This is a genomic window from Clostridium transplantifaecale, from assembly GCF_900626075.1.
Taxonomy (GTDB): Bacteria; Bacillota; Clostridia; order Lachnospirales; family Lachnospiraceae; genus Otoolea; species Otoolea transplantifaecalis.
On sequence record NZ_UYZY01000003.1, the window covers coordinates 374,754 to 399,590 of the forward strand.

The 24,837-nt window shown below is 50.0% G+C and carries 19 protein-coding genes; 14 read left to right on the forward strand and 5 right to left on the reverse strand.

From position 1 onward, the window contains the following. Positions 1-144: 144 nt before the first annotated feature. Both EJL91_RS13245 and EJL91_RS13250 read right to left on the reverse strand, forming a co-directional pair. On the reverse strand, positions 145-1,560 hold the full coding sequence (locus EJL91_RS13245; RefSeq protein WP_125142443.1) for a subtype B tannase: 1,416 nt from the start codon (positions 1,558-1,560) through the stop codon (positions 145-147). 42 nt (positions 1,561-1,602) lie between these two features. Then, positions 1,603-2,886 carry an SLC13 family permease gene (locus EJL91_RS13250; RefSeq protein WP_125142444.1) on the reverse strand — a complete coding sequence of 428 codons (1,284 nt, stop codon included), beginning with the start codon at positions 2,884-2,886 and terminating at the stop codon, positions 1,603-1,605. A 277-nt stretch (positions 2,887-3,163) separates the two neighbouring features. Between EJL91_RS13250 and EJL91_RS13255 the strand changes: the two genes are divergently transcribed. Together EJL91_RS13255 and EJL91_RS13260 are read left to right on the forward strand one after the other, a co-directional pair. Continuing rightward, on the forward strand, positions 3,164-4,051 hold the full coding sequence (locus EJL91_RS13255) for an AraC family transcriptional regulator (protein ID WP_125142445.1): 888 nt from the start codon (positions 3,164-3,166) through the stop codon (positions 4,049-4,051). A gap of 120 nt (positions 4,052-4,171) precedes the next feature. Next, entirely contained in the window at positions 4,172-5,293 is a 1,122-nt protein-coding gene (locus EJL91_RS13260) for an IS110 family RNA-guided transposase (RefSeq protein ID WP_125142446.1), read from the forward strand. A gap of 1,251 nt (positions 5,294-6,544) precedes the next feature. Here the strand turns inward: EJL91_RS13260 and EJL91_RS13265 are convergent. Together EJL91_RS13265 and EJL91_RS13270 are read right to left on the reverse strand one after the other, a co-directional pair. Then, positions 6,545-7,774, reverse strand: a complete 1,230-nt coding sequence (locus EJL91_RS13265) for a sensor histidine kinase (protein ID WP_125142447.1) — start codon at positions 7,772-7,774, stop codon at positions 6,545-6,547. Next, positions 7,771-8,445, reverse strand: coding sequence for a response regulator transcription factor (locus EJL91_RS13270; RefSeq protein ID WP_125142448.1), 675 nt, complete (start codon positions 8,443-8,445; stop codon positions 7,771-7,773). Before EJL91_RS13270 ends, EJL91_RS13265 begins: the two co-directional genes overlap by 4 nt. A gap of 302 nt (positions 8,446-8,747) precedes the next feature. Between EJL91_RS13270 and EJL91_RS13275 the strand changes: the two genes are divergently transcribed. The 3 genes from EJL91_RS13275 (at position 8,748) to EJL91_RS13285 (ending at position 12,731) form a co-directional block, all read left to right on the forward strand. Continuing rightward, positions 8,748-10,763 carry an ICP22 family protein gene (locus tag EJL91_RS13275; protein ID WP_125142449.1) on the forward strand — a complete coding sequence of 672 codons (2,016 nt, stop codon included), beginning with the start codon at positions 8,748-8,750 and terminating at the stop codon, positions 10,761-10,763. 231 nt (positions 10,764-10,994) lie between these two features. Then, positions 10,995-11,597: a DUF3795 domain-containing protein gene (locus tag EJL91_RS13280; protein ID WP_125142450.1), complete on the forward strand. Its 603-nt coding sequence runs from the start codon at positions 10,995-10,997 to the stop codon at positions 11,595-11,597. Between the two features lie 105 nt (positions 11,598-11,702). Beyond that, positions 11,703-12,731: a C45 family autoproteolytic acyltransferase/hydrolase gene (locus tag EJL91_RS13285; protein ID WP_125142451.1), complete on the forward strand. Its 1,029-nt coding sequence runs from the start codon at positions 11,703-11,705 to the stop codon at positions 12,729-12,731. Between the two features lie 54 nt (positions 12,732-12,785). Here the strand turns inward: EJL91_RS13285 and EJL91_RS13290 are convergent, their stop codons facing one another. Continuing rightward, positions 12,786-13,115 (reverse strand): winged helix-turn-helix transcriptional regulator, encoded by a 330-nt coding sequence (locus EJL91_RS13290; RefSeq protein ID WP_125142452.1) that lies wholly within the window; start codon positions 13,113-13,115, stop codon positions 12,786-12,788. A 166-nt stretch (positions 13,116-13,281) separates the two neighbouring features. On the opposite strand from EJL91_RS13290, the gene EJL91_RS13295 reads away from it, so the two are divergent. The 9 genes from EJL91_RS13295 to EJL91_RS13335 all read left to right on the forward strand — a co-directional run bounded on the left by EJL91_RS13295 (position 13,282) and on the right by EJL91_RS13335 (position 24,810). Continuing rightward, positions 13,282-13,953 carry a response regulator transcription factor gene (locus EJL91_RS13295; RefSeq protein WP_125142453.1) on the forward strand — a complete coding sequence of 224 codons (672 nt, stop codon included), beginning with the start codon at positions 13,282-13,284 and terminating at the stop codon, positions 13,951-13,953. Beyond that, on the forward strand, positions 13,950-14,960 hold the full coding sequence (locus EJL91_RS13300; RefSeq protein WP_243125335.1) for a sensor histidine kinase: 1,011 nt from the start codon (positions 13,950-13,952) through the stop codon (positions 14,958-14,960). The genes EJL91_RS13295 and EJL91_RS13300 overlap by 4 nt, the downstream gene beginning before the upstream one ends. A gap of 218 nt (positions 14,961-15,178) precedes the next feature. Beyond that, positions 15,179-15,925 carry an ABC transporter ATP-binding protein gene (locus EJL91_RS13305; protein WP_125142454.1) on the forward strand — a complete coding sequence of 249 codons (747 nt, stop codon included), beginning with the start codon at positions 15,179-15,181 and terminating at the stop codon, positions 15,923-15,925. A 1-nt stretch (position 15,926) separates the two neighbouring features. Next, the gene (locus EJL91_RS13310) at positions 15,927-17,906 is read left to right on the forward strand and encodes an ABC transporter permease (RefSeq protein ID WP_125142455.1); all 1,980 of its coding nucleotides are present in this window, start codon (positions 15,927-15,929) and stop codon (positions 17,904-17,906) included. 189 nt (positions 17,907-18,095) lie between these two features. Next, positions 18,096-19,640 (forward strand): methyltransferase domain-containing protein, encoded by a 1,545-nt coding sequence (locus EJL91_RS13315; RefSeq protein WP_125142456.1) that lies wholly within the window; start codon positions 18,096-18,098, stop codon positions 19,638-19,640. Beyond that, positions 19,633-20,769 carry a 16S rRNA (cytosine(1402)-N(4))-methyltransferase RsmH gene (gene rsmH / locus EJL91_RS13320; RefSeq protein ID WP_243125336.1) on the forward strand — a complete coding sequence of 379 codons (1,137 nt, stop codon included), beginning with the start codon at positions 19,633-19,635 and terminating at the stop codon, positions 20,767-20,769. The genes EJL91_RS13315 and rsmH overlap by 8 nt, the downstream gene beginning before the upstream one ends. A 43-nt stretch (positions 20,770-20,812) precedes the next feature. After that, entirely contained in the window at positions 20,813-21,448 is a 636-nt protein-coding gene (locus EJL91_RS13325; RefSeq protein WP_125142457.1) for an endonuclease III domain-containing protein, read from the forward strand. A 4-nt stretch (positions 21,449-21,452) separates the two neighbouring features. Next, positions 21,453-23,417, forward strand: coding sequence for an EAL domain-containing protein (locus EJL91_RS13330; protein ID WP_125142458.1), 1,965 nt, complete (start codon positions 21,453-21,455; stop codon positions 23,415-23,417). Between the two features lie 31 nt (positions 23,418-23,448). Continuing rightward, positions 23,449-24,810: a sensor histidine kinase gene (locus tag EJL91_RS13335; protein ID WP_125142459.1), complete on the forward strand. Its 1,362-nt coding sequence runs from the start codon at positions 23,449-23,451 to the stop codon at positions 24,808-24,810. The last annotated feature ends 27 nt before the right edge of the window (positions 24,811-24,837 follow it).

Here is a 24,837-nt window from a genome sequence, read left to right on the forward strand (position 1 = left end):
GCCTGGAATGACCTCGCCGGATGTTTTGCATGAACCACATGTAAGCGGCTTAAATATAGCCGATGAGCGCCCGTATCAAAGGGAGGGGAGCAAAACCAGTTTATGCTGGCTTTGCATCCCTCCTTTTTATCACAAAGGACGGCTCTATTGAAGCGCCACATCCTTCATCCATGCAAACATCTGCTCCATATCATAATCACCGCAGTGCTCTTTTCCCCATGCAAACTGGAAGTCCACGTTTTTACCGTACTCTCTGAGCTTTTCAGCGAATATAAGCGGTATAGCCCAGGAGGTATGGCAGTCCAGGGAGCCGTGGCGGATTCGCCAATGACTGGCGGTGTCGGAGGTTTTACCGTCCAGATACTCCATGGGATTCATCATCCGTGTCAGTTCCGGCTGCGCCAGAGAGCCGCCGCCCGTATCATGGGCAAGACCGTACTTCGTGAAATGCTGAAATTGACTTTCCGCTGTTCCGAACAGCTCATTTTCTGCGGAATTGTTTTCCCAGACATCAAAAGCAGGAACCGGTTTCATCCTTCCGGCGGCTTTCACATGGCCGTCCAGATGGAAGGACACGACCTTCCCTTCTTCGATGTGAAGGTTCGGACAGTCCGACAGATCTCCGCCGCGGTCCAGGGCCGCCTGGGCGGATTCTCTCAGGAGATCCGACAGGTGCTCGCGGAAGCTGCCCAGACCGTCTGTGCCCAGCCTCAGTGGTGTCTTACTACCGGCTTTCAAATCAAGTCCATTTAGATAGGAAATAAACATCTGCCGCAGTTCCCTGGAAGCGTCCTTTTGGGCGGAGGTCAGGAGACCTTCGTACGGCTCTGGGATAAGTTTGCCGTTTTCCGTGTGGAAACGGAGGGAATGGAAATCATCCAGCCCTTCCAGCAGCCACTCATAGGCCATGTCGGCGTGCTCCAGGTTCATGATTGGGCAGAAACAGGAGGCGGCAAAGATATCATCCCTTTCATTTGCCGCGCCCAGTTTTTCCAGATAAGGCTCGTAATCGGAGCAGTTTCCTGTTGCGCCTAAAAGCGCTGACAGCGCTCCCCCCGCACTGGTTCCGTTGCTGATGATCCGTTCGGTATCACCGGGAAAACGGCCGCGGTTATGGCGGAGGAAGCGCACGGCTGCCTTGAGATCGATGATGGCTGCCGGAGCGCAGCCGGCAAAATGTCCCTGCCGGTCCTGGAGGCTGCGTCCTCTTGAGGCGGGAGCAGCAACGACAAATCCTTTTTGAAGCGCGACGAACAGGGCATTTACCTGATCCCTGGCCCAGAGACGGAAATTGAATCCTGGCTGGTCTGCGCGGCCGGCCGCATAAGCGCCCACAGCGTTGGGAAAAAAGATGGGAGCCGTTTCGGCGGAAAATCCGTTGATCATCTCACCCTGGTAGTAACCCTCGGGGACGAACAGATTCATTTTCTGAAACTCCGGATAGACGGGATTTTCCACATAAACCAGATCGCCGAATGAGCGGTATGTGATGGAGGAACCCTTAAGTTCCAGTGTTTTTACCTGATAGTGAGCCGAATTAAGCTCTAATGTATTTGACATAGTCTGTCTTCCTTTCTCTATTTAATATGACTTTCATAGATGTTATACACCGAAGTAAATAGGCATCCAGATAATGGATACGATCATTTCCACCAGAATAACCGGCGCTCCGAACAGGACGGCCTCCCGGATTGAATATTTTCCGGCTCCGAAGGCCACCGCGGCGGTCCCGGATGCCATTGGCGTCATAATTGCCGTTATGGAGGAGAGTTCCAGAGCGCAGATGACAGGGAGAGCGCTGACACCGCAGTTCATGCAGGCCAGAATCGCCAGAGGTGTCAGGATATTGACAAGACCTCCGTTTTCCATGAACTGTGTCATAATCACGCAGAACAGGAAGCAAACTGCGACCACCACCGTGGCGCTTTCGGTATTGCCGATGAATCTGCCGATCTGTACTGCGAGTATGTCGGCGGCCCCGCTGTTGGTCAGAGCTGTTGCCATAGAGAGCATGCAGCCGACCATAATCACCGGGCTGTGTACCAGGCTTTCCGTTACGGCTTTTCCGTCCATTACGCCAAGGATAACGACAAGAAGGGCAGCGGTTACGGAGATTTGGCCGGCTGAAAGTCCCAGGCGGCTGCTGAAGAAAAGAGCCGTCATGGAGAGGACAAAAATAATATAGACCGCATTTTCCTTCCATTTCGGAAGCGTGGATACGAGTTTGGACTGAATATCCGGGGTGGCGCAGGGGGCGGCGTCTGGATTCGATTTCGGCAGCAGTTTGTAGCCGATTAATATAACAAATACGATGGCAGCCAGGGCGCCGGGAATACGAGATGCGCAGATGTCGTAGATTTTCAGGGATTCCGTGCTGCCTAGATTAGCTAGAAACTCATTTTTCTGCAGAAACAGGACGGTGCTCATTCCAATGGGAAAGAACCCGATTCCAAGCTGTGCTCCGAGGGCAGCCGGCAAAATCAGTCTGGACTTCGGGACGCGGGAGACGGCGGCCAGCTCCGCCAGCAGCGGGAGACATATGACGAGAGCCGGTGTTGCGGCCATGAACTGGCACATGATAAACGGAAACAGAATTGCCGCCGCCACCATGACCCGGTCGCCGCCTTTAACCCGGATTAGAAAGTTGGAGATATTGCCCAGCAGTCCTGTCTTCTGAAGTGCACCGCCCAGAACCAGCATGCCGAGCATTGAGATGATTGTATTTCCGACAAAATTCCCCCAGGCCTCCTGGGTATTTAAAACACCCGAAACCCACAAAACAGTAATCGCACCAATACATCCGAGTTCCGTAGGGATTTTCTTCCAACTCAGCGTAACGCAGATAAAAATAAATGCGATAAGAACCAATACAATTTGAAACGTCATGGCTTTCCTCCTCTTTTTGAACGAAAATTAAAAAAACTGCTTTCGAAAGACTAAGAAAAATATACCACAGACTGCATTTGATTCCCATTCCCGATCTTATCATGTTGATTCTTATCTTATCTTGTATTATATTGAATGACGCTTTATTTCAATAAAATTTATCGTGATCTTACCATGGTACATTCCGTTCTTGCCATTCTGCTCTTGTCAGGCCGCAGAGGGTGGTTTATAATTAAGACAATCCCCATGTCCGTGAGTGAAAAGATAGGAGCAGTTTATGTGGAGTATAGACTTTCAGGAGGAATCGCAGGCATCCGGCAGCAACCGCCTGCCGGAACCGTTTATTAAGGCGTATCATTTCAGTTTTTTAGATTACCTGCCAAACTGGTATTTTTTCTGGCACCTTCACAAAGGTGAGGCCGAACTTGTGGTTATTACGGCTGGACATGGATTTTTAAATATTGGAAATAAGAAAATTCCTTTGACAAAGGGATATGTCTGCATCGTTCCGCCTCATATCCTCCATTACTATTCCAGTTCAGAACATGATGCCCTGAACTATTACAGTATCGGGATACGGACGGAGGATACAGATAATGAACTGGCTTCCTTTTTCCGGAATCTGGACTGTTCTGTGATACCGATGGAAAGTGAGAATTGTTTTCTGGAATCGAGCTGCCGGGCGCTGGCTGCCCAGCTTAAATCAAATGGGAATTATGCCGACGAAGTTTTTCAATCGGTGCTCTATGGAATGCTGATATGGATCCGCCGCCAGGCTCAGACGATGAGAATCGAGCCGGTAGTCCATTCCAAGTTTGCAATTCAGGATGTGCTGGCCTACATTTCGGAGCATTACCCGGAGAATCTGAACCTGAACCAGCTTTCCCACCGGTTCGGCATCAGCCCCGCGCACCTGAGCCGGCTGTTTAAACAGGTATGCGGAATTTCTCCGATTAATTACGTCATTTACTACAGAATTACGCAGGCAGTGATCATGCTTCAGAGAACGGATATGAGTATTGCGGAGATTACAAGTGCCGTCGGATACCAGAACCAGGCGCATTTTACCAAGTTGTTCAGCCAGCATATCGGGTATACGCCGACGGATTTCCGGACGAAAATAAAGGCGGAGCAGAAAAGTATACATAATAGTTCAGTCTTTTAAATGGGGATTTAGACAATAAGTAATGACCCCCAGTTTGTAAATTCGTGGATTTACCTGTATACTAAAGTTTGTTAAGAACAAAGGTAACAGGGATTACCGCATACAAATGGAGGTCATCAAATGAATTATAACACAGTTTACGTAGGAATGGATGTTCATAAGGAAAGTTTTTCACTTTGCAGCTTCACAATCGAAGAAGACAAAGCGTCCCATGCCCAGAAAGTCGAATCGGATTACAAACAAGTCCTAAAATATCTCGAGTTTCTACGTACCATTTACGGAAAGGATGCGTATTTCATATGCGGTTATGAGGCTGGCTGTCTCGGCTTCACTTTATACCATCAGTTAACGGAACATCATGTTAACTGCGTAATCCTCGCTCCGACTACCATGTTACAGCAGCGTGGGAAGAAAAAAATCAAAACAGACAAACGCGACGCTGCCCTGATTGGCCGCTGCCTGGCCCAGCATAATTACAGCCCGGTCCATATCCCCACAGAGCAGGATGAAGAAACCAAGGAATATCTCCGGATGCGAACCGACCACAAGCTGGCGCTTAAAAAGATAAAGCAGCAGATCCTGGCATTCTGTTTGCGCCATAATTATCGCTATGAGAGAGGCGGCAGCCGCGGGACTCAAACCCATATCAAATGGCTCAGGGCCTTGACCTCGGCTGGCCTGTACAAGGAGATTCTCGACGCATATCTGTTGACCTTCGATCATCTCAGCAATAAACTGGAACGTCTTGAACCGCGTATTGAGGAGCTTGGGTCCAGGGAGGAATATGGGGAAGATGTCAAAAAGCTTACCTGTTTACTTGGCGTCAAAACCCAGACCGCCTTGTCTGTCATAGTGGAGGTTGGAGATTTCAAGCGGTTTGCGACAGCAGACCGGTTTGCATCGTACCTGGGGCTGGTACCAGGCGAAGATTCCAGCGGGGACGGACGCCAGAGGCTTGGCATCACCAAGGCGGGGAACACCCACGTGCGTCGGTTGCTGGTTGAAGCGGCGCAGAGTTATAGCCGCGGGCAAATCGGGTACAAGTACAGGGAATTAAAAGCCCGCCAGAGGGGAAATACCCAACAGTTGATTGCATACGCAGACAAAGCCAATGAACGTCTAAGGCGGCGCTATTATAAAATGGTGCTTGGACAGAACAAGCGCAGCAATGTAGCAAAAACAGCAATCGCAAGGGAACTGGCCTGTTTCATGTGGGGAATGATGACAAATCACATAGCCTGATGCGGGTACAGCACCGTGCGGCTCCGGTCAAGGCTGCTGCGCACCGCCTGCGGCGTCAGGGCCCTGACAGTAACCGCCCGCTACTGTAGCGGGTAAACAAGCCGATGTAAGCTGGCCAGTGCCACATACATCTGGCCACAATCCAAAGTAACAACTGAAGACATCTTGAAAGGGTTTCGGCCATTTCAAGGTTTGGGCTATCTACGCCTCAACTATGTTGGCACAAATATCAGTGATCCACGCATTTAGACGGTAGAGCCCACGGCGGACCATTGACCTGTAGGTAACCAATCCACGTATATCAGAGTGGCCAATGCCGGGAACTGACACTCCGAAGCTCTTTCCAGATGTCTTCAGAAACAAAAAATAAAAGTTTGTGGTGATGTTCCGCAATTTACACTTGACAAAAGTCATTACATATCAGTTGAGATGTGAGGACGCCTCTGTAAGACGGCGGACGGGGTGGTGGGAGGGTGTGTATGAGTCTTCAGTCCCGGTTTGCAGGTTGTTGTGAGGGGGAATCCAGGAGAAAAAATTCCTACGGGGACTCGCTCCCGCTGGTGGAATGCGCAGCGGATGCTAGATTCGAAAAGACCTCATCAAGCACCGGCGGATTCCAAGGTCTCCCTTCGGAAAGTTTTCTCCTTCTTTCCCCGGGCAGGTTGTCGACGGGACTGAAGACTCAGCGAAGGTTATTGCCCCGTCCGCCGGCGTCAGGGGCTGATTGTCTCTTTCGTCAAGTGGGGAGGTGGTATTGTCGCTTCCACTATATAGTCGGAACTATTTTACATTCTGACGATATCCTAGGATGCATAAAAAGAGTATCAGAATAAATACTCTAAGATTATGAGGTTATAAGGTTACATAGTCTCATAGTGAACAGGATGTAGTTTTCAAGCATTCTTATAGAAACGTAGTGGCAGCGACAAGCGCCTCCCCCATTGAAGGAATAGGACAGATCAGCCGCCGCAGGCCGGGGACCGGGCCGCTTATCCTGGCTGAGTCTTTCGTCCCGGCCATAACCTTCCTGCGGGGAAGAAGGGAGAAAAAGATTCCGGAGGGAACCTGGAGTTCATTGGTACTTACCGAGGTCTTTTCGAGGTTAGTACCATTATGTACTCCAACGAGCGAAAGCGTTTCCCGCAGGAACTTTTTCTGCCCGTATTCCCCGCCCGCGACACCCTGACGCCCGGGACGAAAGACTCATCGATCCCCTTCACCACCCCGGTCCCCGGCCTGACGGCGGCGTCCTCATTTCTCAATCAAATCCCCAATAGGAAGAACAACCGTAAAACGGTTTACCCCCTTTTCCTCCGATTCAACCCGTATTTCTCCTCCATGTTCTTTCACTATACTTTCCGCGATAGACAATCCCAACCCATAACCGGCAACGTCGCTTCTGGATGGATCGGCCCGGTAAAACCGATGGAAGAGTTGTTTTATCTCGTGCTCGGTGAGGGCTTTCCCCTCATTAGCCACGGAGAGTACGGCCCCTCTGCCGGAGGAGGCAGTCAGGCCGACCGTGATTAAGCCTCCCTCCAGGCTGTATTTGCAGGCGTTATCAAGAAGTATATCGGCAAGCTGTCTCAGCTTTTTCTCATCTCCACTAATCCTGATATTGTTATCCACCTCATATGATATCCTTTTTCCCATTTCAAAAATAAGCGGCTCAAAAGTCATGATGCTGCTGTTGACAACAAAACTGAAATCCAGGGGTCGGAAGGCGGCCGAAGCGTTTCCGGAATCGCTGCGGGCGAGAGTGAGAAGACTTTCCACGAGCTGTTTCATGCGCTCCGCCTCGGCCCGGATACGTTCGATCCGCAGGCGGTTTGCTTCATCCGGCACCACATCCGGCTGAGACATTATACCGGCATTGGAGAGGATGACAGTGAGTGGTGTCTTCAGTTCATGGGAGGCATCCGCGACGAACTGCCGTTGCTGTTCCCACGCTCTTTCCACGGGTTTTACAGCCCATCCCGACAGGAAGAAGGAAAAGAGAAAGAAAGCGGCAAACGCGCAGAAACCAATCACAGCAGAATAGACAATTTGGCGGCGCAGGGAATTTTGTTCCGCGTAAATATCTGAAAAAACATACCTGATTCTGCCATCAGGGCTCTTGTTGCCCCGCAGATAACGCAGATGCTGTTCCTCCAGGATTCCGGCCGGCTTCCTTTTTTCATTGACCAGGGAGATTAAGGCTCCGGCATCGCTGCTGTCCGTGTCCGCCAGCCTGTTTTTTGTTATTGTGACCGTTCCGTCCGTGCCAACATCCGCTATGAGTACCGGGGTTTCCTCCCTGCGGGGCGGCGGAGGATTGTTGGCGGGAAAGTCTTCTTTCAGCGCGGTGTGCAGAGCATCCATGCTTCTCTGGCGGTATCCCGTTTTGGTGGAGTAGTAGAGTGTTACGAAAATCGATACCAGCAGGATTGTTACAATGATCATCGTGATAGTGATGAATTTCCATCTGAGTTTTTTTATCATCCAGGCACCTCCAGCCGGTAGCCGATATTCCTCACAACCGCAATGCGGACAAAGGAGTTTAGGAGCAGAAGCTTTTTGCGGAGAAAGGAGATATAAGCCTCCACACTGTTGGCATTTACGTTGCAATCATAACCCCACACCTTCAGCAGCAGGGTCTCCTTTGGAAGAAATTGGCTGCTGTTCTGGATCAGCAGGCGCATCATCTCATTCTCTTTTGCGCTCAGGGAAACCTCTCGCTCCCGGCAGCAGAGTTTTGAGGAGGACGGGGTGAGGAGCAGATCCCCAAAGGAGAAACTGTCCGGAACAATATCGGCCTGACGGCGAAGGACAGCGCGCAGGCAGGCCAGAAACTCGTCATTTTCAAATGGTTTTGTCAGGTAATAGTCGGCGCCCGCATCCAGTCCCCGCACCCTGTCGGCCAGTTCCGAGCGGGCGGTCAGCATGAGGACCGGGATCATAATATGTTCGTTTCTAAGACGTGTCAATATCTCGTAGCCGTTAAGTCCCGGCAGCATCACGTCCAGCACAATGGCGTCGTGAATGCCGCTCCTGGCAAAATAGAGTCCCTCCGTCCCTGTGTGGGAGATATCGGCGGAGTAACCGGAATTGTTCACAATATCAGCCAGAGTGGCGGCCAGCCGTTTTTCATCTTCGATGATCAGAATGCGCATATAAAATTCCTCCGGATGTTTTATCATATACTAGGTTCGAAAGGACCTCACCAGGTGTTCATAGTATATCTGCTCACTAAATTCGTAAGAAACCTCATTAAGTGTCCAGATATGACTCGCACTAGGTTCGAAAGGACCTCACCAAGTGCTCATAGTATACCACGTATCTTTTATGGAAAACTTTGAACTTTTTGTGAATTTCAGCCTCATTTCAGGATACATCTTTATACTCCCGTTAACAGATGAATATCTGAGGCGGCCGGTAAGGCGGGTGTGCCGTCATCAATAATAAGGAGAAATTTATGAAGAAAAAAGCAGTCTTTTGTGTACTTTTGGCCGGAGGGATTCTGATGGCCGGATGCCAGAACAAACAGAATGCCGCTGTAACGGATACGACAGCGGAGGCAGATGAAAATAGTGAAAAAGATACATCGGAGGTAACGGGCCGTGTTACGGAAATTTCGGATACGGAAATTACATTATCCACCGGGGACCCCGGCCGGGGAGACAGAGGCGGCCGGAATGAGGGAGGCGGAGAGCGGAACCGGAATGAAGAGAGCCGGAATCAGGATGGAAACGGCCCCAATGGGGATGAGGAGCATCGAAAACCAGCCGGAGACAGTCAGAAAACGGATGGAAATAATCAAAAAACGGGCGGAAGTAACCAGAAGCCGGACGGGGATGACAATAAACCGGGCAGAGATGGCCAGAGGCCGGAAGGAGATAACCGCGGCGGGGACGGGGACGTCCAAAACCAGATGGGGGAAAGCAGAGAAAATGAGAGCGCACCGGAACAGGGGAATGAAAATCAGGGGCGCGGAGATGGTAAAACTTCCGGAGAGTCGGGAGCAGAGCTGCCTGAGAGCAGGACGGTAACGGCTGTTCTGACCTCCGCCACCGAATTCATTAATGAGGAAGGCGGCATCATCAGCGCCTCTGATATTAAGACCGGAGATATTGTCACTGTGGAGATTGACCCGGAAAACACGGCCGTTAAAGTGACGGTCACCGGACTTTCCGGACGGATGGAGCCGGGCGGTTCCGGTGAAATGGGCGGCCCGGGAGGCGGCCATTCCGAGCCTGAGATTTATGAGGCGGCAACGGAATATTCCGAAGATACGGAGACTGAGGGAGAGACGTATTCCTCCGCAGGAAAAGATGAAAATGCCGTCCATATCTTAAACGGGGCAAATGTGTCAATGAGGGATTCCACGGTGACGAGAACCTCTTCGGACAGCACAGGGGGAGACAGCGCCAGCTTTTACGGAGTCGGAGCCGCGATTCTGGTTACCGACGGAACCGCTGATATAAGTGGGGCAGTGATTGATACGGATTCCGCCGGCGGAGCGGGAATCTTCAGCTATGGAAGCGGCACGGCAAATGTATCCGATTCGGTGATTACAACAAAGCAGGATACATCCGGAGGAATCCATGTTGCCGGTGGCGGGACTCTCCATGCCGAGAATCTGACGGTGGAAACATACGGGGAGTCTTCCGCGGCTATTCGGAGTGACCGTGGCAGCGGTGTCATGACAGTCAAAGGCGGCAGCTACATATCAAACGGAACAGGCTCCCCAGCCGTTTACTCCACGGCCGATATTACGGTCGAGGATGCCGTACTGACGGCGGGCGGCTCAGAAGCCGTCTGCATAGAAGGCCTTAACTCAGTGAAACTTATAAACTGCATACTGACGGGAAATATTCCTGAAAACGAACAAAACGACTGTAACTGGACCGTAATATTATACCAGAGCATGTCGGGAGATTCCGAGGTGGGAAACAGCACGTTTGAGATGACGGGAGGAAGCCTGACTTCGAAGAACGGAGGGCTTTTCTATACAACCAATACGGAAAGCACGTTTTATCTGAAAAGCGTGGATATAACACCTTCCTCCTCCAACGATTTTTTCCTGAAATGTACAGGAAATGCCAATAAAAGAGGATGGGGAACGAGCGGCGCCAACGGAGCCGACTGTACCTTTACGGCAGACAGTCAGATTATGGAGGGAGATATCATCTGGGACAGCATCAGCACGCTGGCCTGCACCTTTGGGGACAACAGCGTATTTACGGGAGCATTCGTCAAAGATGAGTCTCATGCCGGGAACGGAGGGGACGGCCGGGCGGAGCTTATTATTGACGCCTCCTCCGCCTGGAATGTGACGGGAGACAGCACTCTCTCTTCCCTGAAATGTTCGGGCAGGATTGTGGGAGCCGACAAAAAAACGGTTTCCATTGTGGGAACCGACGGTACGGAGTATGTGAAAGGAGATGGAAAATACACAATCACGGTGGATTCCTACAGCAGTTCCATCTGAATGCTATCGGAAGGAGCCATCTGGCGGAAATAATGCTACTGTTCACTCCGTGACCGGGGCCAAAACGCTTTTATATGCGTTTTGGCCCTATTTATGATCGCCGGACAGGGATCATGCAAGGCCCGCTGCAGAAGGCATCAGAGGCTCAGACTTGCCACGGATTCTGTAATTATGGTACAATGTCCGCAAAGCAGACATGATATTCCGGAGGAAATAGGGGGACAGATACATATGAAAGATTTTATAAGGGAGGATCGTTTATTTTCACTCTGCGGCCTGAACTGCGGTTTATGCACGATGCACATTGGCGGGTACTGTCCCGGATGCGGGGGCGGGGAGGGAAACCAGTCCTGCCGGATTGCAAAATGCAGTTTGAAAAGAAACAGTGAAAACAACAACAGGGAAAAGGGCAGGCCTGACAGGGAAAAAATCGATTACTGCCACCAATGTCCTGAATTTCCCTGCGAGAAATATGAAACTATTGATGAATTCGATTCATTCATCACGCACCGCAACAGAAGAAGTGATTTGGAAAAGCACCGGAACATTGGGAAAGAAGCATATCAGGAGGAGCAGAAGAGAAAGACGGAAATACTCGGCGAACTTCTGGCAAATTATAACGACGGACGCAGAAAAAATTTCTTTTGCCTGGCGGTTAATCTTTTAGAATGCGATGAGCTGCAGGCGGTTCTGGATCAGGTGAAAGCCGGATCGGATCAGACCGGCCAAACGATAAAAGAGAGGGCGGCCTGTGTGGTAAAACTGCTGCAGAGCGCTGCTGACGAACGTGGCATTGTATTGAAACTGAAAAAGAAGAGGAAAACGGAAAAATAAACTATATTAATTATATTATTTAAGGTATTGACATAAAATTTTTATTCAATTATGCTCAATTTAAGAGTTACCGGTGGCTCTCAAAACAAAAAAGGAGAGCAAATTATGTATCATGCGAGGTTTAAAGGAACACATCACGAAATTGGATTAAAATGGGGCGGCCTGCTGCTGAAAAACGGCAAGAGTCTGCTGGAAGGAGTTCCTTTTCCGATTACGGAGGAGAGAATATCATTCAGCAGTCAGTGTATTCCGTTTTATCAGGAGTATTATCCCGAAGCGCTGGAAGAGATAGAGGGAATCGCAAAGGGGCAGAAGATCTCTTCGGAGCAACTGCTGGCGGTGCTTCTGAGCATGTACTGCATTATGCCGGAAAATAAGTGTTCCTGTGTGGCATTTAAGAGTGAAGGCCATATCATTCTGGCCAGAAACAGCGATTTTCTGACTGCAATTGAGAAGCTGTATATGAACTGCATTTACAGGTTTGAGACATCTGGGAAAAGCGGACGCCCATACTCCTTCCAGGGTAACACCACCGCATTTGTGGAGATGGAGGACGGTGTGAACGAGCACGGCCTGGCGATTGGTCTGACGGCCGTGTACCCAGCTGTTCTGGGTGTCGGCCTGAATGCGGGTATGCTGCTACGGTACGGCCTGGAACGGTGCAGGACGGTGAAGGAGTTCACGGAGGCGCTGAAAGCGCTGCCTATTGCATCCAGCCAGACGTTTACCGCGGCCGACCGGTCAGGTGACATTGCCGTTATTGAGTGCAACTGTGAGAGTATGAACGTGGAACGCCCCGACGGGCGGGGCGGTTATGTTTCGGCTGTCAATTCATTCCACTCTGAGAAAATGCGTCGTTATTCATGTCGGGATATTGATGACTGGAATGCAGAAGAGCGGTATCAGACGATTGAAAAGGCATTTCATTCGGAGGAAATCCGGGATCCGGGATTTGCCGAGCGGATATTGTCGGGGCGCTGCGGCTTCATGTGCCAGTATGACCGCAGCACGGGAAAGGATACGGTGTGGTCGGTTGTCTATGATTTGGAAACATTGGAAATCCGACGCTGTGAAGGAAATCCCTCCAGGAAGAAATTCAGGCAGGATACACGCTTCCTGTTCTCAGGCCGGTAACAACAAAGTAAAGGAGCCTGCGGCAAGACAAAGAAATTTTACTCTTTGTCTTGCTCAGGCATTCTGGCTGTTTTTATAGGCAGTTCCCCAGGCCATCATGGAATCCAGAATCGGTTTCAGGCTGTAACCCGTCTCCGTCAGAGAATATTCCACCCTGGGCGGGACTTCGGCATAGACTTTGCGGTTGATAAGCCCGGCGCCTTCCATGGCGCGCAGATTGCTGGTCAAAACTTTCTGGGAAATGCCGGTAACGGAACGCATCAGTTCGTTGAAACGTTTTGTCCCGGTCAGCAGATCGCGGATAATGAGCACCTTCCATTTTTCACCGATGAGCTGCAGCGTCATCTCCACCGGGCAGTCGGGATAATTTTTTGTTGTATCCATATGTACATCAGCCTCCTTAATGACCATATCCGAACGTAACGACACTTTCAAAACATAATGACAGTATCAAAACGGGTATACATCTTATTTAAATGGTATATAACAATTTTATACTATTGAAGCATGATTTTCAACTTTATAAAAAAGAAATATGAGGATTTAGAGAATGATTCACATTTTAATAGTGGAAGATGACAGGGAAATCGCAGAAAATTTACTGTTTCTCCTGGAGAAAGAAGGTTTTTTGGCCGAGTTGGCCGCAACCAGGGAAGAGGCGCTTGAAAGAACCGCCCGGAAACGGTTTGATTTAATCCTTATGGATGTCATGCTGCCCGACGGAAACGGATATTCTCTCTGCACTACAATCAAAAGAGAGGCAGATATACCGGTTATTTTCCTGACGGCAATGGGGGATGAGGGCAGCATTGTTACGGGCTTTGATTTGGGCGCGGATGATTACATTGCAAAACCGTTCAAACCTCTGGAACTGATATCACGCGTGAAGAACACGCTCAGAAGAAGTGGAAAAAGCCGTTCCCTGTTTCTGATTGACGGCCTGGAGGTGGATACCGTAAAGGGCATTGTCAGGAGGAATGGAAAGGAGATTATACTGTCCGCATTAGAATACAGACTTTTACTCGTCTTCTTAAACAGACAGGGGGAAGTCCTTTCCAGAATGAAGCTGTTGGAGGAGATATGGGATATTGCCGGTGACTATGTGAATGACAACACGCTCACCGTTTATATCAAGCGCCTCAGAGAAAAGATAGAGGAAGATCCGGCCAATCCGCGGATTATTATGACGGTCCGGGGGAGAGGCTACAGAGTCGGGGAATGATGATGAAATTGTTAAGAAATCCGGAAATAAAAGTGTTCGGGGGAATTTATCTGTTGTTTTCCGTGGCGGCATCGGCTGGGGCAGCAGTGTGGAACCCGTTTTTTGCCCTGTATGCGGCGGGAATCTGTCTGACGGCCGGCCTTATTTTTCTGTGCTTCACGAAAAAAAGATATGACCGTCTGGCGGAGCTGTCCACCGAACTGGATGAAATACTGCACGGCGAAGGCGGAATTTCCATGCTACCCGATCGGGAAGGGGAGCTGGCGGTTCTCGGAAGCAAGATCTATAAGATGACGGTCCGTTTACAGGAGCAGGCGGAGGAACTGGGGAGGGAGAAGGTATTTCTTCAGAATTCATTGGAAGATGTTTCCCATCAGGTGAAAACGCCTCTGACTTCGATCCGGCTGCTCCTGAAACGCATAAAGGAAGCGGCAGATGAAGAGGAAAAACTGAAAGCATTTTATAATATGGACCGTCTTCTTACAAGGACGGAATGGCTGATTGCCACGCTGCTCAAAATAGCGAGACTGGAGTCCGGAACATTGGAGTTTAAAAGTCAATCGGAGTCTGTTTCGGAGCTTCTTAAAAGGGCTCTGGAACCTCTGGAAATACCGATGGAATTAAAGGGGCAGATCCTGCTTGAGGAAGGGACCGAAAAATCCTTTTATAAAGGGGATTTGCTGTGGTCTGCCGAGGCTATGGGAAATATCCTTAAAAATTGCGTGGAACACACGCCGGAGGGTGGAACCATCATGGTTTGTGCGGATGAAAACCCAGTCTATACCCGGATTCGGATAAGGGATAATGGAGAAGGTTTCGCAGAGGAAGATTTAAACCGTCTTTTCGAGCGCTTTTACAGAGGAAAGAATATCCAGCCGGGCGGCGCCGGAATCGGCCTGGCCCTGGCGGGTATGATAATCAGAAAGCAGAACGGAACTATCAGGGCCGGGAATGCGGAGGACGGCGGCGCAGAATTTGATATCCGGTTTTATAAGGGAGCTGTTTGAGACTCCCTTTTTCCATATTTATAGAAAAGTGATCCTATCCGCGTGCGGACTTTCTTCTCCGGGAACCGAAATATGACAATATTGTTATAATAGATTCACCGTGCTGTCACCGTGCTTCGAGTATAATATTGGCATCTGTACAGAGGATATTATACCTGCGCATGACCGCGGAACGGATAACGTCCCCGTGTGCATGGCGGCAGAGACAGGAGGAATGAATGGAAATACTAAAAGCGGAACATCTGTGTAAGGAATACGGAAAAGCTGGAAACAGGGTAGAGGCCCTGAAGGACGTCAGTTTCTCTGTGGAGAAAGGGGAATTCGTGGCAGTGATAGGACAGTCCGGTTCAGGGAAGTCTACGCTTCTTCACTTGGCCGGGGGAGTGGATTCGCCCTCTTCCGGGCATATTTATGTGGACGGCTGTGACATCTATACTAAGAGCAGAAAAGAGCTGGCGATATTCAGGCGCAGGCAGGTGGGGCTGATTTACCAGTTTTACAACCTGATACCGGTATTGAATGTGGTGGATAATATGACCTTACCCGTAAAGCTGGATGGACAGAAGGTAAATAAAGCGCGCCTGCAGGAGCTTTTGGAGATTCTGGACCTGAAGGATCGGGCCGGCCACCTGCCGGGGCAGCTCTCCGGCGGACAACAGCAGAGAGTGGCAATCGGCAGGGCGCTTATGAATGCCCCGGCCCTTGTACTGGCAGATGAACCAACGGGGAACCTCGACAGCGTGAACAGCCAGGAAATTATGGAGCTTTTTAAATACTCCAATAAAAAGTACCGCCAGACGATGATTGTCATCACTCATGATGAACAGATTGCGCTGCAGGCGGATCGGATTATACGGCTGGAAGACGGCAGGATTGTCTCCGACAGCTGGAACAGGATGTCTGCCGGAAACAGGGCGTCTGCGCGCGGAAGCCAGGAGCCGGCCGGTGAAAGGAGGGAGGGATGATATGCTTTGGAACGAATATTCCAGGAGTTATTTAAAACACAACAGGGCATCCAGCGTCTCTATTATGGCGGCCTCATTCGTAGCTTCCCTTTTTATCTCCTTTATTACGGTACTATTTTATAACATGCGTGCGGATCAGATTAGAAGGGCGGTGGACGGCAAAGAACAGGAGGCGGTCCAGCTTACGGCGCTGAGCTGGTTTTATATTGCCGTGATGCTTCTCGTGTGTACGGCGATGGTTCTTGTACTGTATCATTCATTTGTCATGGGAGCCAATGAGAGACTGCATCAGCTTGGAATTCTTCAAAGTGTAGGCGCCACACCTGGGCAGATTCGAATCTGTATATTACAGGAAGCTCTTGCGCTCAGCTTTTTTCCGATGCTCATGGGGATTGCCGCAGGAGCCGGATTAACTATTGTTTTTTTCAGGATGGCGGAAAATATGACGGAGCCTCTGGGAATTGAGCCGTCTGTGTTCGTATATCATCCCCTCCTTTTTTGGGGGACATTTACCGTCTGTGTGGCTACGGTTTTAATAGCCGGAGGGAGAGCGGCGGCCAGGCTCGGCAGGATCAGCGCCCTGGATGCGATCTGCGGAGGAAGGGAGCATCCGGACGGAAAAATCCCCTCTTATCTGATTTTGCCAAAGCTGTTTGGAATCAAATGGGAGATTGCGGGAAAATCATTATATTTACGCCGCAGAGCCTACAGAACATCGGCAATCTCCCTGACCATTTCTTTTTTTACTTTCGGGATATTTTTGATTTTTTGGTCTCTGTCCGGAGTGAGTACAAAGTATACGTATTTTGAACGGTACAGGAATGTATGGGATTTAATGGTGACTTTAGAAAAGCAGCCGGGAGAGGAAGGCGGGCTTCTGGAAGAAATCCGCGGCATCCCGGAAATTTCTGAATGCACTGCTTACCGGAAACTGGGTGGCCGGACGCTGATTGAGGAAGATATGCTGTCGGAGGAGCTTAAGACGGCAGGGGGCATCGAGGCGCTTAAGGACACGGGAATCTCAAAAAGAGAAGGGGGATACCTGGTGGACGTCCCCGTTGTGGTTCTGGATGACGGGAGCTTTCAGGCATATTTGAAGGAAGCGGAAATTCCCGGTACGGATGTGGAGACCGTGACGGTAAATAGAATCTGGGATAATATTAACAGCCACTTCCGGGATAAAAAATACCTTCCATATCTGACACCGGAAAACCATTCGCTTGATGTATGGGACGGCCGGGAGGAGCTGCAGCCGGAGGACGGCGGAGAAAGCACGGCGGATGAGAGCGGGATGCTTCGGTTGCAGCTTCAGGTATTCACGGATAAGCTGCCGGAGCTGAGGGAGGAATTTGAGGATTTTTCCCTTGTACAGATTGTACCGGAGAGTGTATACCAGAAGAAAATGGCGGCGGCCTTTCCCGATGAAACGATGTACTTCAAGATCAGGGCTGTTTCAGAGGGGGAAATTGAGGCGGCCGAAGAAAAACTGCAGCTCCTTCTCGATGGAAACAAGGGGTATCGGCTGGAGAACAGAAAGTCGGAAGAAGCGTTTGAGGAAAAGGTCAGGGAAGGATATAAAATTCTGGTGGGAACCCTGTGCGGCCTGCTGGCATTCGTCGGAATCGTCAACGTGTTTGCTAATACAATCGGAGGCGTTTACATGAGAAGACGGGAGTTTGCCAGATATCTTTCGGTGGGATTCACACCGGGCGGCCTGGCCGGAATTCTGGCGATGGAAAGTTGTATTACAGCGCTGAAACCCATTCTTATCAGCCTCCCGTTCCAAATCATGTTCGTCGTCTATGCGGTAAATGCCAGTAAACTTCGGTACAGCGATTATCTTTCGGAGCTGCCTCTGCTTCCCATGGCGGCATTTGCAGGCGCGATTTTTTTGTCGGTTGGAGCTGCCTATTTTTTGGCAGGAAGGAAAATTGCCGGCCTTAATATTGTGGAAGGTTTGAAGGATGATACGATGTTCTGACGGAAGCCTGCCGTCTGCATGTTTGCAGCAGCAGTTGCCCGCGGCGCTCCGCTTTTTTTGAGAGGGTGGACGGCAGCACGAGGATGCTTGCCATCTTACCCATAAGATGATAAAATATCATATTATGTCGTTGAATAAAAGAAAAAAGAAGCAGATCATATTTAGGGATAAAGACGCCGGGAGAGAAGAATGATAAAGGATTATTGGAGCCAGATAAAAGAGAACAGGGATGTGAGGCAGAATTTAAGCCGCCTGAGACAGGAAGTGAAGGAGCAGGGCAGACGAAATGCCCTGTCTGCGCTTATAGAAGGGGAGGAGGAGCGCCTGACGGCCCTGCTTCAATCTGAAGATGCAAAGACGAGGAAGAATGCCGCCCTGCTTATGGGAGATCTGGGCAGACAGGAGTTTTTGGAACCGGTGTACGAGGCATATAAATGCGAAGCCCAGCGGTTTGTGAAAAGTTCTTATTTATCCGCGATCGGCAGATTCGATTACAGCGGATATCTGGATGAACTGAAGGAACAACTTAAACTTCTGGAGCAGACTGAAGTGACGGACGAGAACAGGAAGCATCTGACTGAAGAGATGAGGGAGCTGTCGGCTCTGGTCGTCGGGATGGAGGGAATAAATACACACCGGTTCAACGGTTTTGACCACGCCTATGACATTGTTCTCCTGACAAACAGAAACTTTGCGGAGCTTACCAGAAGCCAGCTGGCCCTCCTTGATCCGGATGCAAAAACAAAGCTGTTCGGAGCCGGCGTCAGGGCCAGGGTGACAAATTTAAACTGGATGGATAAAATCAGGACATGGCAGGAAATTCTCTTTGTGGTAAAGGGGCTGGGAACCTGTCCGATGGATCCGCTTAAGGCTGCGGAGGTAATTACGGATTCGGGACTCCTTTCCCTGCTGGAGGAGAGCCACGAGGGAGGAGAACCCTGGTATTTCAGGGTGGAATTAAAGAGCAGGAAGACACTTCCCGAGAGAAGCGCCTTTGTAAAGAAGTTATCAGGATATTTGGAAAAACTGTCGGGCAGAAAGCTCATCAACACGGTCACGGATTACGAGGTGGAGCTGCGCCTGATTGAGAATAAAGAGGGGAACTGTAACCTGCTTCTTAAATTATACACGCTTAAGGATGAACGGTTCGCCTACCGGAAAGAGGCGGCTCCCGTCAGTATCCGCCCCGTCAATGCGGCGCTGACGGCGGTTCTTGCCGGAGATTATATGAAGGAGGGCGCCCAGGTGCTGGATCCGTTCTGCGGAGCAGGCACCATGCTGATAGAACGCAGCAGGGCGGTGAGAGCGTATACGTCTTACGGCCTGGACATCCAGGAGGAATATATCCTGAAGGCCAGAAAGAATACCGAGGCCGCCGGAATGACGGCTCACTACATTAACCGGGACTTTTTTGAGTTCCGGCATGACTATCTTTTTGACGAGATATTTACGGACATGCCGTTTCAGATCGGACGGGTAACGGACGACGAGGTATTTGAACTGTATGAGCGGTTTTTTGGCCGTGTCGGTGAATTTTTAAAGGAAGATGCGGTGATTATCCTGTATTCGCGAAACAGGGGATTTGTAAAACCGCAGGCCGTCAGGAACGGATTTACCGTGCTGAAAGAATATGAGATTTCGGTGAAAGAAGGTACTTATGTCTTTATTCTCTGCAGAAAAGGCGCGGAGACACTCATAAAGGAACGGGCGGAAAGGAAGAAAACCAATGGATAAAGAGAGGCAGGCCGGAAGAATGGAGAACGGAAAACCACGGGACGCGGAAACCGGGACCGGAGAAACGGTAAAAGAAGAGCCGGGGACCGGTAACGGCGGGCATAAACGCCGCGTCCGTTATAAAGGGACCCACCCTAAAAATTACAATGAAAAATATAAAGAACTCCAGCCTGATAAATATCCTGAGACGGTGGAGAAGGTGATTCGGAAAGGCAGTACACCGGTAGGAATGCACATTTCCATCTGTGTGAATGAAATATTGGAATTTCTTCAGATAAAACCCGGACAGAAGGGGTTAGACGCCACGCTCGGTTATGGCGGCCACACCCAGGCCATGCTGGAATGCCTGAAGGGGCAGGGGCACATCTACGGCCTTGATGTGGACGGAGTTGAACAGGAGAAAACAAAGAATAGACTGGAAGCGCTGGGCTACGGCCCGGAGATACTCACCGTCAAAAGACTGAATTTTGCCAATATCGATCAGGTGGCGGAGGAAGCCGGGACATTTGACTTTGTGTTGGCCGATTTGGGGGTCTCTTCCATGCAGATAGACAATCCGGACAGAGGCTTTTCCTATAAGAAAGAGGGTCCCCTGGATCTTCGCCTGGATTCCCAGAAAGGAGTATCTGCGGCAGAACGCCTGAAGGAGCTTTCCAGGGAAGAACTGGAAGGAATGCTTTGGGAAAACTCGGACGAGCCTTATGCGGCAGAAATTGCACGGACTGTAGTGGCAGAGAGAAGAAAAGGGGCTATTGACACGACTACAAAGCTTCGCCAGGCTATTGAAAAGGCCCTTGCCTTCCTGCCGGAGGCTGAGAGAAAGGAAGCGGTTAAGAAATCGTGCCAGCGGACGTTCCAGGCCCTTCGGATTGACGTAAACAGTGAGTTTGAGGTGCTGGAGGAATTCCTCGATAAGCTGCCGTACGTTCTTTCACCGGGCGGAAGGGCGGCTATCCTGACATTCCATTCCGGGGAGGACAGGCTTGTCAAAAAGTCGTTCAAGCGCCTGAAAAAGGAGGGGGTCTACAGCGAAGTTGCGGATGAGGTGATACGCCCGTCGGCAGAGGAGTGCGCCATGAACGGCCGCGCCCGTTCTACCAAGATGAGATGGGCCGTCAGGGCTCAATAAGAACGTCAGGGCTGTAATACAAAAGGGGAAAAGAGAGGGTGTCATGACAAAGAAAGAACTGGCTCTTGAAATAATAAAACGATTAAAAAAGGAGTATCCCGATGCCGGCTGTACGCTCGACTACAACCAGGCATGGAAACTTCTTGTCAGCGTCCGGCTGGCCGCCCAGTGTACCGATGCAAGGGTGAATGTGGTGGTGCAGAAGCTGTATGCTAAGTTTCCTGACGTAAAATCACTGGCTGAGGCGGATGTGGATGCGATCGAAGAGATTGTAAGGCCCTGCGGCCTGGGCCGCAGCAAAGCGAGAGATATAAACGCCTGCATGAAAATATTGTGGGAACAGTACGGTGGAAATGTTCCGGATGACTTTGACGCACTGCTTAAGCTGCCGGGCGTAGGCCGCAAGAGCGCTAACCTGATCATGGGGGACGTGTTCGGCAAACCGGCCATCGTGACCGATACACACTGCATCAGGCTGGTGAACCGGATGGGTCTTGTGGACGGCATCAAAGATCCGAAAAAGGTTGAGATGGAGCTGTGGAAACTAATTCCTCCCGAGGAGGGCAGTGATTTCTGCCACAGGCTTGTGTACCATGGCAGGGATGTCTGTACGGCAAGAACCAAACCTTACTGTGACAAATGCTGTCTGAATGACATTTGCGCGGGAAACGGAAGGTGATACGATGACCTGGAATATTGCGCCGGAAATTATTTCCCTTGTTTTTCTGGGAATTGTTTGGGTGTATTCAAGAACGGGGAGCCATCTGCCCTCGTTAAAAAACAGGACGTTCCAGATGTGCCTGCTCATCACGTTTATTGCGATGCTGAGCAACATCCTGTCCACGGTTATGATTTACTTTCTGGATAAGTTCCCCCTGTGGATTGTCTGGACGGTGACAACGGTGTATTTTGTATTTACGCCTCTGATGGGGCTCGTCTATTTCTGTTATGTGGTTGCAATTGTTTACGACGGAAGCAGATCCCTGAAATGGATCATCGGAATCGGGCTGATTCCCGGCGCCGCTTACATACTTCTTGTCCTGACCAATCCGTTTACCTGCATCCTGTTCTGTCTCAGCGAAGAGTGCGGTTATGTCAGGGGAGCGCATGTTTTTATTACCTACGTTATTTTCTATATTTACAGTCTGGCCAGTCTCATTGTGACAATCATGAACCGGCAGAGAATGGAGCGGAAGGTATACAATATCCTGGCCGTATTTCCACTTCTGGCCGTGCTGGTAATTGTTATACAGCAAATCGATCCGGAGATTATCCTGTCGGGGTCCGCGGCCACCTGCGCGATGCTGATTGTCTATCTTCATTTCCAGAACAGGCAGATCACGAGGGATTACCTGACGAACGTGCCGAACCGGCAGGAGCTTTTAGATATGCTGGGGCTGATGATTAAGAAGCACCCGGAAAAGCAGTTTACGCTGGCTGTCGTATCCCTCAGGGAGTTCCGCCAGATTAATAATATCTGCGGGCAGCATCGGGGAGATGAATTTTTGAAGGCGGTCTGCGGTTACCTCTGCCAGGTCGGACCCCGTGACGGAGTATACCGGTTCAGCGGTGATGAATTTGCCCTCCTGTTTACCAGGGAGACCGATGAGGAGATAGAAAAGTGCATCATTGCGATCCGGGAACGGATGAAACAGCCGTGGGAAATTGCCGACTTCCGTTTTGTTATTTTAACGGCCATGGGGATGATACGCCGCACCCGGCAGGATTATACGTTAGAGATGGCAATCAGTTCGATTGAATATGCAGTGTATCAGGCCAAAAATGATAAAAACAACTCTGTCTGCTACTGCGATGAGGCCATGCTTGCAAAGCTGGACCGCAGACGCAGCGTGATACAGATTCTGAAGGACGGGCTTGCCAGACAGAGTTTTGAAATGTATTATCAGCCGATTTACTTTGTGGAGGATGGTAATTTCCGCTGCGCCGAGTCGCTGATGCGGTTAAACAATACGCCGATCGGTCCGGTCTATCCCTCGGAATTCATTCCTGTGGCGGAGGAAACAGGCCTTATCATTGAGATTACCTATGTAATCCTTGACAAAGTGTGCAAGTACATAAATGACCTGGAGGAAGCGGGAATCCACATGGATGCCATTCATGTGAATTATTCTGCAATTCAGTTCTCGGAACCGGAGCTGGCGGAGAAAACGCTGGAAATCATCAGGCGGAATAAAACTCCGATGTCAACGATTAAAATAGAATTTACGGAGAGCACGCTGGCGGAGAATACCGAAGTAGTAACGGAATTCTGCGTTCGGATGAAGGCGTATGGAATTACGGTGGGCCTGGATGACTTCGGAACGGGCTATTCCAATATTGCAACGGTACTAAATGTCCCGTTCAGCCTGGTCAAACTCGATAAAAGCCTGGTGTGGGCCGCAATGGAAAAAGATACGGCTTACCATGCAGTAGAGTATATCATAAGCGCGTTCAAGGCTCTGGGGATGAGCGTGGTTGCCGAGGGGGTCGAGACTGAGGAACAGCGGAGACTGGTGGTAGACTTCCATGTGGATCAGATTCAGGGATTCTACTATTCCAGACCTATGCCGGGGGACGAGATGAAGAAGTTCATGCTGGGACACCGGGAGAATAAATCTGTGCCGCCGGAGAAGCAGATACAGCGGTAAGCAGAAGTACAGGCGGGAAGGGGGGATTTCAGTGGATACGGCTCTCGTTTGCATCGCACTCAGGGGTACTATCACCTGCATAGTGTTTGCCTATTTTGTTTTCATCCCGCTCGAAAGCCGCTATAAGCGGAGTATCCTTCAGACATGGCTGCTGGTATGCCTGCTGATTTGTATCACGGTGCTGGTAACTATCCTGTTTTTGACTTCGGAACGGTATTTTTGCAAATACAGTACGTTCGGCATCCTGCTTTGGATTACAGCGGCTGTGGTTATATTTCAGATGAGCGTCCGCTGCAGCTGTCTGGAGACTCTGTTCCTGGTACTTGTGGTGCTGAATCTTTACGTAAATATTATGGTGGTGTCAAAGGTCATGGGAATGGTGCTCCACCTTCCGTTTTCCAATGAATTATCAAAGCTGATTTACGCTTTAGCGGTGCTGGGCCTGTATCTGCCTCTGCTTTACAGCCTGTTTGAAAATCTGTACAGACGGGTGATTGAGATAAATGTTTCGTCCCTGCTCTGGCGCTTTATCTGGGCTATTCCTGCCCTTACGTATTTGATGTTCTATGTCAAATTTATCAGCGATTACTGGAAAAATCCGGTGCAGATGGGGACGGAGGACATCATATTTACAATTCTCTGGTCCTTTACAACTTATGCGCTCTTCTGGGTGACGCTTCAGATGATTGTCCAGACGCACGAGGGGATATCGGCGGCGGAACAGACGAAGCTCATCACGATTCAGCTCAGAATGCAGGAGGAGCAGTACGAAAGACTGTTTGAAAACATCGAGAAGACCAAAAGACTCCGCCACGATTGGAGACATCATCTGATGACGCTGAACGGAATTGCTGAGAGCGGGGATACACTGGAAGTGCAGCGGTATTTAAAAGAACTGATTCCTGAATACGAAGCAGGGAAAGATATCACCCTGTGCAAAAATCATGTGGTTGACGTGATATTGCAGCACTATGCGGGAATTGCGGAGAATTGCGGAATTGAGATGGAGATTACCGCGGACATCCCGCAGAACTCAGGAATCTCGGATACGGCTCTCTGTATCATATTCGGAAATCTGGTAGAGAATGCGGCGGAGGCCTGTATCGGCCAGAAAGAAGGCGCAAAGCATATCAAGGTCAGCGCCTGCATGAAAGGCTGCCAGCTGATTGTGATGGTTAAAAACACCCACAGCAATGCAATTGATAAGAGAGGGGAAATATTCTATTCCACGAAGCATGAGGGAGAAGGCGTGGGACTTCCGTCTGTGAGGAAAGTGGCGGAAAGATATCAGGGGCTCATGAAGGCGGAGTATGACAAATCACACTTCAGCGCCTATGTTATACTGAATGTAAAGAAAGAACTGCACGGAGCCGGTGTGGCTTCCGTCCATTAGAAAAGGATTTCTCTTAATAAAATTTAA